Here is a 12227-nt window from a genome sequence, read left to right on the forward strand (position 1 = left end):
TTTGTAGTTTTTTTTTAGCCCTGATGGAAGTGGCATCCTTTTTGTTTTGCATTAAAAAACAAAAAGATATAACGGACAGCAGGTTTCTGCTCCTAAAAAAATTTTATCTTTGCCTAAATGATTTATTTATGAGAAAAATTACTTTTATTATTTTATCACTTTTAATTGTTAGTTGTGGAGTAAAGCAAACGCAATCCATGCTAAGTAATGGAAATTATGATGGAGCCATTGAAAATGCAATTAATTCTTTGAGAACTAACAAAAATGCTAAAGGAAAGCAAGATTATGTGTATTTATTAGAAGAATCGTTTGCTAAAGCTAAAGCTAGGGATGAATCTAATTTAAATTTATTAATTAAAGAAAATAATCCTGCAAATTATGAACGAATTTATAATTTATACACTCAATTAAGTAACCGTCAGGAAAGAATTAAACCTTTACTTCCTTTGCAGTTAATAAAAGAAGGTAGGAATGCTATTTTCCCTATGGAAGACTATTCAGACGAGATAATTAGCAGTAAAAACAATTTATCGGGTTATTTATATGCAAATGCAAAAAAATTAATGACCTCTAAAAATAAAATGGATTTTCGTCAAGCTTTTGATGATTTAAGTTATTTAGATCAATTGAATCCAAACTATCAGGATGTAAGAACATTAATGGATCAAGCACAATTAAAAGGAACTGATTTTGTACATGTATATACCAAAAACGAAACCAACCAAGTTATTCCAGCACGATTACAAGACGACTTATTAGATTTTAGCACGTATGGTATCAATGATAAATGGACAGTATATCATAATAATCGTCAAAAAAATATCAATTACGACTATGGAATGATTGTTAACTTTAGAAATATTGCTATATCACCTGAGCAAGTGAGAGAAAAACAATTTATTAAAGAGAAACAAATAAAAGATGGTACTAAAACTTTACTAGATAATAATGGCAATGTGGTTAAAGATAGTTTAGGTAATGCTATAAAAGTGGATAATTTTAAAACCATTTCGGTTAGTATCTATGAATTCACTCAATTCAAATCGTGTCAAGTAACTGCGAAAGTGGATTATATTGATTTTAGAACAAATCAATTAATTGATGCTTTCCCTGTTACTAGCGAATTTGTTTTTGATTACATCTATGCTAATTATAATGGTGATAAGAGAGCCTGTGAAGAAAATTATTATCAATATTTTGATCGTAGAGCTGTTCCTTTTCCTAGTAATGAACAAATGGTTTATGATACTGGAGAAGATTTAAAAGCAAAATTAAAAGCTATTATAACAAATAATAAATTTAGAAAGTAAAAACAATCTTAATAAGATGAATAAAAAACACGTTTTAAACAAAAAACGTGTTTTTTTATTTACTTTTTTAACTTTTTACCAACAAAATACTATTTTTATGTTTACATAACAAACAAATAGTATTAATATGAAAAAAAGAATTTTTTACTTCTTGCTTTCGGCAAGTTGTATATCCTTCGGCTATGGCCAAAATTTTAAAAATCTAGAAAGGGTTAATGTCAATGGATATTTTACAAATCCAATAGTCTCCTCAAATGGAAAATTTGCCTTATTAACCAATCAACATTTCAGTGGTGTTTATCTATTAGACATCTATAACCAACAAATAAAACAGATTTCTGATAAAGAAGGCAGCGGTTATGGTTACACTTGGAATGACAAAGGCGACACTTTCTATTTTAGACAAAAAAATAAAGACGAGTTTTTTATTAATTCAAAGACATTTAGTTATTCTTTACTGGATAACAAAATTCAGGAACTTCCTGAAATTAATCCTAATTACCTGCCTTCTTTTAAAGGTTTTGATTCTCAAGATGAGAGTAATATAGTAATTTATACAAACTTGAATACTTTACAAATTCATGCAAAAGATCTAATTACTGAAAAGGATTGGATAATAACACAAGATGAAGGACAGTTTTATAATGCATTATTATCTCATGATAGAAAAAAAGTAGTAGTTCACAAAGGTGCGAATATATATGTTTATGATATTAATGGGCAAAAAAATGGCATTAAAATTGGTACCGGATTAGCTACTTCATGGTCCCCTAATGATGACTTTATTATTGGTTTTTTAGATCAAAGTATTGATGGACATACTATTGAAAATTCTGAGATTTTCATTTTTAATCCTAAAGAATGTAGTCCAAAAAAAATAACTAACACTGAAGTCATCTCTGAAATGTTTCCCTCCTTTATAGATGAAAATACCATTTTATTCTCAGATGATAAAACAGGACGAATTTATACATTCAACATTAAATAAAAAAATCATGAAAAAAATATATACGCTACTTTACTTTTTTATATTCACATGCTTTTTGAATGCGCAAATAATTGTAATCGATCCAGGTCATGGATACGGAACAAGTACTAGCGATAATCCAGATGGAAGAACAGCAACTGAAATTGAAACTGCTTTGGCTGTAGGCCTAAAAACTAGAACGCTTATTCAAAATAATTGCTCAGCACTTACTGTATACATGACACGTACAACTAATGTTAATGGTTGGACATCTGTAACTCAAAGAGCACAAATGGCTAACAATTGGAATGCAGACCGTCTTTTAAGTGTGCATTGCAATGCTGGAGGTGGAACAGGTACAGAAACTTTTTATTGCACTTATGATGATACAAATACTACTCCAGATATAAACTTTTCTAAAAAGATACAAGCAGACATGGTTACCAATGGTTCCTTTAACAATAGACGATGTGTAGAAGATAATTCCTTCTTGTCTTATCATTTAGGCGTTTTGAGATACTCATCGGCAACTGGTTGTCTAAACGAAATTGGCTTTGTTGATAATACTACTGATGCTACAAAATTAAATAGTAATACTTGGCGAGATAAATTTGCTTTATCTTACTTTAATTCCTTAAAATCAGATTTAAATATTTCTTGTACGACTACTCCTTCGCCAGGTAACTTTACATTAACAGCTACTCCTGAATGTGTAAACAATTCTAGTCGAATTAATTTAACTTGGACTACTTCTGCTTATGCTAGTTCTTATGATATTTATAGAAACGGTTCTTTATACGCTAGTGATATTACAGGCACATCCTTTTTGAATACTTATGTAACAAATGGAACCACATATACCTATTATATTAAAGCTAAAAATAGTACTGGCTCTACAAATAATTCTAATGGAACTTTAACTCGTACAGCTTCCTGCGCTCCAAGTTCTTTTACCTTAACTACTGCTGCAACATGTAGTGGTGGTGCTAGTGCTATCAATTTAACTTGGACTACTTCTTCCAATGCAACTTCTTATGATATTTACAGAAACGGAAACTTATACGCAAGCGATGTTACAGGTAATTCTTTCTTAAATACCTATTTAATTAATGCTGGCTCAACATATACCTATTATATGAAAGCTAAAAATAGTTCAGGAACATTAAATAATTCAAATGGCACTAAATCTGTGACAGCAATAAGTTGTAGTAGAACAAATAATGAGTTAAATGATTTAGTAAAAACAAATGAGATTAGTATTTACCCTAATCCTGCAATCGATGAGATTATTCTTGAAATCAATAATTTATTTAACAAAGAAGTCTATGTTAAAATATTTGATATTACTGGAAAGCAATTAAAATATTATGAAATTACTTCTAAAGAAGAAATGTTCAAACATGCATTCAACATTACTGAACTAAATAGCGGTGTTTATTTTATGAATATAAGCATTAATAATGAAGAGGTTACAAAAAAATTCATTAAAAACTAAAATGTAAGAAAATAAGTTCTTACAGCTTATAGAAATAAACAGGTTTGTTAATTACAACTCTTTCAGAAGTTTGTGTTAATAAGCCTGTTTTTTTATCTCTTTTATAAAGAATAATACTATTTGATTCTTGATTAGCTACCAATACAAAATTCTCTTCATTTGTAAGTATAAAATTTCTAGGTTTTAAATCTGTAGCAATCGATTGAATTTTCTCTAATTTATTACCATAATTTGTTTTAAATACAACCAATTGATTGTCTTCTCCCCTAACAGAAACGTATAAAAATTGACTATTTTTACTTATTCTTAATTCTGCTGCCGAACCCAATTTTGTCTTTTTACCAGTTAATGAGACTACTTCTTTTAATTGCAAACTATTGCTTTTAAAATCAAAAACACCTACTTCATTAGTTAATTCAAAAACTACATATACTTTATCTCCTTTTTCATTAAAAACCATGTGTCTAGGTCCAGAACCAAGAGGCATTTTAATAGATACTGTTTTTTCAGGAAGTAACACAAATTCATTATCTTTTTCAATAAATGGAATAATATCAATGGTATCATTACCTAAATCAGCTACAAATAGTTTATTTTCTGTAGGATGAAAAACAACACAATGTACATGTGCTTTTTCTTGCCTCTGTTTTGTTATACTATTTCCCTCATGCTGAATTACTTGAGGATAATTTTTAATTTCTCCAGTTGGTGCAATAGGAAAAACCGTTAAATTACCACCAGAGTAATTCCCTACAATTAAAGCATTTTCGTTAGGACTAAAAGCTAGTGTACAAGGGTCATTCCCTAAGGTTGAAACAGTAGTCAACTCTTTAAAAATTCTTTTTTCTTTATCATAGGAAAAAGTTTGTAACAGCCCTCCTTCTTCACCCTGAATTTCACCTACAGCCGCAATTATGGTTTTGGATTTATTCGTTGCAACAAATGACGGATTGGGTATACTATCCAAAACGACTTGTGTTTTTAATTCTTGAGTAACCGGATTAAAAGAAAGCAGATTAATCCCTTGTGATAAAGAATCTGTATAGGTACCAATCAAATAATTCTCAGAAACAATAGTTATATCCTTACTACTACTTTTTTCATCTCGTTTCTTCTCTTTTTGACAAGATATGCCAAGGTATAAAACAAAAAACAAAAAACTTACAACTCTTTTTGTCATCCTATAAATTGTTTTAATTCAGTTACATCAATTGCATCATGTGAAGCATTATAAATAGCTTTTCCATTTCGTATAATCAAAATCTGAGGAGATTGATGCATAACAGCGTAACGACTCGCTAATTCGTTAGATATCTCCCTGTAATTTAACAAATCTAAAAGATACCAATGCATTTCACTATCCGAAAAATTATAGGCTTCATCAAATCGTTTTAAAACAAACCTACTAATACTACATCTCGTGCTGTGTTTAAATATAACTATTGGTTTTTCAAAAGAAATAGTGTTAATTTCTTCTAATTGATCTTCATTTGTTAAAGAATTATACTTAGGCTCAATATTCGATTCTTTATCTTCTTGGTCAGATGAACCAAAAATTTTATTCAAAAAGCTCATTTTATTATTTTTTACAAAGTTACATAAAGTATTCTTTTCATTATGAATTAAAAATAACAAACAAAAAACTTATTTATCTAAAACTATTTGTTGTTGTTTTAAAATAGTAGCATCGATTTCTAAATGATGTTTTTTAAGAAACTTTATCAAACGATTCATTCTTTCATTATTATTAAATTTTAAATTCCATGAAAGTTTAGTTAAACATACAGAACATAAAGCATTTGGTCGAGAATCACCTTCAACTAAATTATTAACCCCATTCATTAAACATAAAGCATGAGTACAATGTGCCATGGAAAACATATGACTAATTTCATGGGTTGATGTTTTTATAATCCTTCTCAAACAGACTGTATAATTTGACTCATCTAAATCTTCATTTGAATACCTAAAAATTGATGACACTCCTGTTCTTTTAGCATAACTTGCTAAACCAAAAACATAATTCCATTTGGGATCAGGATATAAATCTTGAGCGGTTAATCCCATAATAACAACGGCATCTTTAGGCATTCTTGAAGGTAGAAGCGTATGAATAATATAACTCGCATCTAATTGATGATTTCCATAATGCAACCTTTGTCTATCTTTTGGTATTATTACCTCATCTATTGGTTTGAGTTGAACCGTTTCCAGTCCAAAAAATAATTGAATGTATTCCGTATTCCAATCCATAATTTTCTTTTCCCAAGGAGAAAATTCACCTATGGGTTGAATATAAATCTTATTCTTTTCATTCGAAGGTTTAATAATCATTCTCTGAGCACAATATTGTTTGAATGTCTGCCCTTTCTCTTTATGTGTATATAACCAATCGCCTGGTTTTGGTTTAGGCAATTTATAATCTAAAGAGTTTAATTCTTTATTATCAATTAATTGTATTATACTTTTATCTAAACTTGTTGAATAACTATATGTTATCTCTTTATTTTTATCATTACACGATAACAAACAAATAAAAAATAAAATTAGAATGTATCTACACATAATTAAAATAGTATAAAAAAGACATTTTATCTTGTAATTTGTCATTTTGACTTGTTTTGTACATTTAAAAAGCAAAAACAATGTCATTTTGACACAAAAATAATATTGGAACACAAATTGACTAAAGCTATATAACAAGTTGAATTATAGAAAAACAAATAAATATGAATTTTAATAATTATACCATTAAATCTCAAGAAGCCATACAACAGGCGCAAGAAATTGCACAGCGTTTAAGCAATCAACAAATTGAGAACGAACACATTTTCAAAGGAATTCTTGAAGTTGATGAAAATGTAACTCCTTTTATTCTTAAGAAACTAAATATTAACGTTGAATTATTTAAAAAAGTATTAGACAATACCATTCAAAGTTTTGCTAAAGTTACTGGTGGGGATATAATGCTTTCTCGTGATGCAGGGAATACGTTGAGTGAAGCATCTATTATTGCCAAGAAAATGAATGACGAATTTGTGTCTATTGAACATTTAATTTTAGCCATTTTTAAATCTAAAAGCAAAGTTGCGCAAATTTTAAAAGATCAAGGCGTATCAGAAAAAGAGTTAGAAAGTGCTATTATCGAATTAAGAAAGGGTGAACGAGTAACTTCTGCTTCAGCTGAAGAAACGTATAATGCGTTAAACAAGTACGCTAAAAATTTATGTGAATTGGCAAAAAATGGAAAATTAGACCCTGTCATTGGTAGAGATGAAGAAATCAGACGTGTATTACAAATTTTAACACGTAGAACCAAAAATAATCCGATGCTGATTGGTGAACCTGGTGTTGGTAAAACGGCCATTGCAGAAGGTTTAGCCCATCGAATTGTGGATGGTGATGTACCCGAAAATTTGAAAGATAAAATTATCTATTCTTTAGACATGGGAGCTTTAATAGCTGGTGCAAAATATAAAGGTGAATTTGAAGAACGTTTAAAATCTGTTGTAAAAGAAGTTACTTCAGCGGAAGGAGATATCGTTCTTTTCATAGATGAAATTCATACTCTAGTAGGTGCTGGAGGTGGTGAAGGTGCTATGGATGCAGCTAACATTTTAAAACCTGCTTTAGCGCGTGGCGAATTAAGAGCTATTGGCGCAACAACTCTAGATGAATATCAAAAATATTTCGAAAAAGACAAAGCTTTGGAACGTCGTTTTCAAAAAGTGAATGTGGATGAACCAGATACAGAAAGTGCCATCTCAATTTTAAGAGGTATTAAAGAAAAATATGAAACACATCATAAAGTACGTATAAAAGATGATGCCATCATAGCAGCTGTAGAATTATCGCAACGTTACATTACGAATCGTTTCTTACCTGATAAAGCTATCGATTTAATGGATGAAGCTGCTTCTAAGTTACGAATGGAAATTAATTCTAAACCAGAAGAATTGGATGTTTTAGATCGTAAAATCATGCAATTAGAGATTGAAATAGAGGCGATTAAAAGAGAAATAGAATATTCCTCGAATACTTATGAAAAAAATAGTAATGTGAGACAAAATGACGAAACTAAATTAAAAAGTTTAGGTTTAGAGTTAGCCAATTTAAAAGAAGATCGTAATGAAATTTTTGCCAAATGGAAATCCGAAAAAGAAGTAGTTGATACTATTCAAACTATTAAACAGGAAATTGAAGATTATAAAGTTGAAGCGGAAAAAGCAGAAAGAGAGGGTGATTATGGAAAAGTGGCTGAAATTCGTTATGGAAAAATAAAAGATGCACAAGAAAAATTAGATAGTTATCAAGTTCAGTTAAAAGAAAATCAATCGGGAACTTCTTTAATAAAAGAAGAAGTAACTCATGAAGATATTGCAGAAGTCGTAGCAAAATGGACAGGAATTCCTGTAACAAAAATGCTACAAAGTGATAGAGAAAAATTGTTGCATTTAGAAGACGAATTACACAAACGTGTCGTAGGTCAAGAAGAAGCTATTGAAGCTATCAGTGATGCAGTAAGAAGAAGTCGTGCTGGTTTACAAGACACAAAAAAACCTTTAGGTTCCTTCCTCTTTTTAGGAACAACGGGTGTAGGTAAAACCGAATTAGCTAAAGCTTTAGCTGAATATCTTTTTGATGATGATAACGCAATTACTCGTATCGACATGAGCGAATACCAAGAGCGTCACAGTGTGAGTCGCTTAGTAGGTGCACCTCCAGGATATGTTGGTTATGATGAAGGTGGACAATTAACAGAAGCGGTGAGAAGAAAACCCTACTCTGTAGTTCTATTAGATGAAATTGAAAAAGCACATCCCGATACTTTTAATATTTTATTACAAGTTTTAGATGAAGGTCGATTAACAGATAATAAAGGACGCTTGGCCGACTTTAAAAATACGATTATCATTATGACTTCAAATATGGGAAGCCATATTATACAAGAAAAGTTTGATAATCTAAAAGGTAATATTGAAGCTGCTACTGAAGCTGCTAAAGTAGAGGTGTTAGGCTTATTAAAACAAACCGTTAGACCAGAATTTATTAATCGTATTGATGAAATTGTAATGTTCACTCCTCTATCTGAAAACAACATTAAAGAAATTGTTAGTTTACAATTGAAGAGTTTAACAAAAATGTTAGCACATCAAAACATAATAATGGATGCAACACCAGAAGCTATAGATTATTTGGCTATGAAAGGATATGATGCTGAATTTGGTGCGAGACCCGTAAAAAGAGTCATTCAAAGGGAAGTTTTAAATCAACTTTCGAAAGAAATTCTTTCAGGTAATGTAACTAGTGATAGTATGATTCTATTAGATAGTTTTGATGGAAAATTAGTTTTTAGAAATCAAAAGTAAAATAATTTGAAGAGGTTGTTCGAAAAGTATTAAAATTGTCTTTATTAAATAGAAGATTCTATGTTATGAATGTTTTTAGAATCTAATTTACATTCAATTAATATGGAAAAAAAATAAATTTGACAAAATTGATACTTTTTGGACAATCTCATTTTTCATATAATAGTTATAACAATTAACAATTTAATAAATTTAATTTTGTATTTATAAGACAAAACTCAAATAACTTTAACATACCAAATTTTAAAACAAATTATCATGAAAAAAGTTATTTTTTATTCTTTAATGATCTGCCTTTTAGGCTATTTTCCAATTTCAGCTCAGTCTACAACCGAACAAAACTTAAGCTATGCTATCCAATCTACTGAAAACATTCAGGAGGAAGTATTTATAGCTAGAAATGCTGTTAGTCAATTAGTAAAAGAATTAGTAATTCTAAACAGTCCTAATATACCTCTATTTGAAAATAGAATGACCAACCATGTCAATTCTGTTTTAAACAATTCTGACGATGTACAATATTTTATTGGTTTAGCTCATAATTCTTCTTCAGTAACTTTTGATTCATCATCAGTTATATTAGATGCAAATGAGTTGGTAAATCAAAATGATATAATTATGTATTATGTTTCTGAAACGGTAACAGCTATTAATGCAAATAATACAAGTATCGCTCTTAATCATTTACAAGCTATTTCTACAGTACTTACTACTCAAAATTCAATTGCTCAAAATATGATTTCAAATATTGAAATTATTCAAAGTAATACCATGAGTTTTAATGTTTGCATCAAATTAGTTGATTATCAAGGAAACCCTACCACATACAATGCCGGTTTTTATGCTCTTAATACAGCAACGAATGAAGCATTTTATCCTGGAAGACCAGAAGATCAAGATTATGGTTACGGAAATTGCTTTTATAATTTAGCTCCAGGTAATTATAATTTTGATTCTTACCAAGATTATTTTTGTGGCACTAGTTCAGAAAATGTTACACTTTCACAAAGTTTAGTTAACAGTAATGGAGTTATTGAAGTAACTCTAAGGGTTTGGTGCGAATAATTTAGATATAAAGTAAAGAAAGAGCCGTGTCAAACTTAAGATTGACACGGCTCTTTCTTATTTAAAAAATAATTTAATGCTGATGCATTTTTTCTAAGGTGCTATTTAAAACTCTTTTCATTTTTACCATAGCACCAGTAAAAGCTTTTTCAACTGTATCTCCATGTTCTGTAACTACAATTGGTTCTTTTTTAGCTATTCTTACTTCTAAAGAACATTTTTTATCATTTTTGCCTGATTTATCACTGTTTTCATCTTTAAAATGAACTTCTACTCTAGTAATTTTATCGTCTAAGTAAGCTAATTCTTCTTGAATTTCAGCAGAATAATATGCCACTAATCTTTCATTGCCTTCAATGTTTTTGTCTGTGTTAATCTGGATTTGCATAGTAATTTGTATTTTAAATATTTATTTGCTTCATTAAAATTATAACTACTATTTCGTATATCAAAGAAATTTAATATAAGTTTAGGAAAATATTGGTTAATCAAAATATAGTAAAATAGCAAGTTACTAACTATCAATATATAAGAAAAAACCAATAAAACTAATTTCGCTTTAACTCTTAAACTATTAAATTTCTTATTATAACAATACTCATTTATTTATTAAAGAAAGAATTATTTCAGTTCAAAAAAAACATTTTTTTTGCTAAAATGCATCTAAATCGTATGTAAAAAACATTTGGTTCCCATTACATCTATTTTTATGAAACAATTAACTTAAAGTATTTTTTTTTTTTTGCAAAAATTTCAAAATGAAAATATTAGCTTATTTAAATGAAAAGAAAACAATATTTTAGTAAAATAATGTATAATATACTAAATTTTATTTATATTTAAAGTAACAAATATTCTAAATTAAACAATGAAAATATACATAAGAAATATGGCTTGCGAAAGCTGTATAATAGTGGTTAGAGAAGCACTTGAAGATTTGAATCTTCACCCCATAAAAGTCGAACTAGGAGTGGCTGAAATAAAAGAAGAAATAGACGCAAATACAAAAAAGAAATTAAATCAAAAAATTCTTAAAGTAGGTCTAGAAATTGTGGAGAGTAAAGGTGGGATTTTAATTGAAAAAATAAAGCATCTTTGTCAAGAATATGTTGAAAAAGAAGCCAATATTAAGGAGAACGTTTCAGATTATTTAAGTAAAAAATTAGATAAAGATTACAGTTATATATCAAATGCATTTTCAGAAGTTACTTCTTGTACAATAATTATGTATATCAATTTAATTAAAATTGAAAAAGCAAAAGAAATGATATTATTTGAAGAAGATAATTTTACTGAAATAGCTACCCGATTAAATTTCAGCAACTTATCAGCTTTCTCTGCACAGTTTAAAAAAGTTACTGGCTTTAGTCCCAGCTACTTTAAAAAATTAAAAGTTATAAGAAGGAAGGCTATTCAAACGCTTACTGAGGATTTAAAAAAAGAAAATCCAAAAAATGAATAAATTTCTGACTAATTTTTTAAAGTTTATTTTTTTAAAAAAACATATATTTGCTTATAAAAAAACCAAATTCTAAATAAACAAATGAGTGAAATTAATATCTTTTATGCGGATGATGATGATGATGATTTGATGTTTTTCAATGATGCAGTTTCGGCAATTACTAGAAAAGCTGAAAAATCAATACATCTTCATATTCACAAAAATGGAGATCAACTTCTAGAAAGTATAAAAGAAAAAAAGAAAAACAATAGTGTTGTTTTTCTTGATTTAAATATGCCTAGAAAATCGGGATTTCAATTTTTAGAAGAGATTAGAAAAGAACCTGAAATTAAAGAAATACCAGTAATTATTTATTCCACGAGTTCTGATGATGAAAATATTTTATTAAGTCATAATTTAGGTGCTAATTTTTATGCTGTTAAACCCTATAATTTTGATGATTTAATCAAAATGATTACAAGTGTTTCAAATATAAATTGGCAATTACATAAAGCCGATTTCAATAACTTTCTTTTTAACAGATTAATTAATTAATTTTCTACTGCTTACCACATAAATT

11 protein-coding genes are annotated in these 12227 nt (G+C 28.7%); 7 read left to right on the forward strand and 4 right to left on the reverse strand.

Features of this window, described 5'->3' with window-relative positions:
* Positions 1–128: 128 nt before the first annotated feature.
* The 3 genes from HALO113_RS03490 (at position 129) to HALO113_RS03500 (ending at position 3772) form a co-directional block, all read left to right on the forward strand.
* A complete protein-coding gene (locus tag HALO113_RS03490; protein WP_159777698.1) occupies positions 129–1310 on the forward strand; it encodes a hypothetical protein in 1182 nt (393 codons plus the stop codon).
* Between the two features lie 127 nt (positions 1311–1437).
* Entirely contained in the window at positions 1438–2298 is an 861-nt protein-coding gene (locus tag HALO113_RS03495) for a hypothetical protein (RefSeq protein ID WP_159777699.1), read from the forward strand.
* Positions 2299–2305: 7 nt separating this feature from the next.
* Positions 2306–3772: an N-acetylmuramoyl-L-alanine amidase gene (locus HALO113_RS03500; protein WP_159777700.1), complete on the forward strand. Its 1467-nt coding sequence runs from the start codon at positions 2306–2308 to the stop codon at positions 3770–3772.
* Between the two features lie 19 nt (positions 3773–3791).
* Here the strand turns inward: HALO113_RS03500 and HALO113_RS03505 are convergent, their stop codons facing one another.
* The 3 genes from HALO113_RS03505 to HALO113_RS03515 all read right to left on the reverse strand — a co-directional run bounded on the left by HALO113_RS03505 (position 3792) and on the right by HALO113_RS03515 (position 6382).
* Complete coding sequence (locus HALO113_RS03505) at positions 3792–4952, reverse strand: lactonase family protein (RefSeq protein WP_159777701.1); 1161 nt, start codon at positions 4950–4952, stop codon at positions 3792–3794.
* On the reverse strand, positions 4949–5347 hold the full coding sequence (gene ytxJ, locus HALO113_RS03510) for a bacillithiol system redox-active protein YtxJ (protein ID WP_159777702.1): 399 nt from the start codon (positions 5345–5347) through the stop codon (positions 4949–4951). Before ytxJ ends, HALO113_RS03505 begins: the two co-directional genes overlap by 4 nt.
* A gap of 69 nt (positions 5348–5416) precedes the next feature.
* Entirely contained in the window at positions 5417–6382 is a 966-nt protein-coding gene (locus HALO113_RS03515) for an archaemetzincin (protein WP_159777703.1), read from the reverse strand.
* 119 nt (positions 6383–6501) lie between these two features.
* On the opposite strand from HALO113_RS03515, the gene clpB reads away from it, so the two are divergent.
* Together clpB and HALO113_RS03525 are read left to right on the forward strand one after the other, a co-directional pair.
* A complete protein-coding gene (gene clpB, locus HALO113_RS03520) occupies positions 6502–9141 on the forward strand; it encodes an ATP-dependent chaperone ClpB (protein ID WP_159777704.1) in 2640 nt (879 codons plus the stop codon).
* 258 nt (positions 9142–9399) lie between these two features.
* Positions 9400–10206, forward strand: a complete 807-nt coding sequence (locus tag HALO113_RS03525) for a hypothetical protein (RefSeq protein WP_159777705.1) — start codon at positions 9400–9402, stop codon at positions 10204–10206.
* Between the two features lie 73 nt (positions 10207–10279).
* On the opposite strand, the gene HALO113_RS03530 is transcribed toward HALO113_RS03525, so the two are convergent.
* Positions 10280–10594 (reverse strand): HPF/RaiA family ribosome-associated protein, encoded by a 315-nt coding sequence (locus tag HALO113_RS03530; RefSeq protein ID WP_159777706.1) that lies wholly within the window; start codon positions 10592–10594, stop codon positions 10280–10282.
* A gap of 480 nt (positions 10595–11074) precedes the next feature.
* Here HALO113_RS03530 and HALO113_RS03535 point away from each other — a divergent pair, with 480 nt between their 5' ends.
* Positions 11075–11668, forward strand: coding sequence for an AraC family transcriptional regulator (locus HALO113_RS03535; RefSeq protein WP_159777707.1), 594 nt, complete (start codon positions 11075–11077; stop codon positions 11666–11668).
* Positions 11669–11749: 81 nt separating this feature from the next.
* On the forward strand, positions 11750–12202 hold the full coding sequence (locus HALO113_RS03540) for a response regulator (protein ID WP_159777708.1): 453 nt from the start codon (positions 11750–11752) through the stop codon (positions 12200–12202).
* Positions 12203–12227 lie beyond the last annotated feature (25 nt).

It is taken from the genome of Flavobacterium sp. 9AF (assembly GCF_902506265.1).
Lineage (GTDB): Bacteria > Bacteroidota > Bacteroidia > Flavobacteriales > Flavobacteriaceae > Flavobacterium.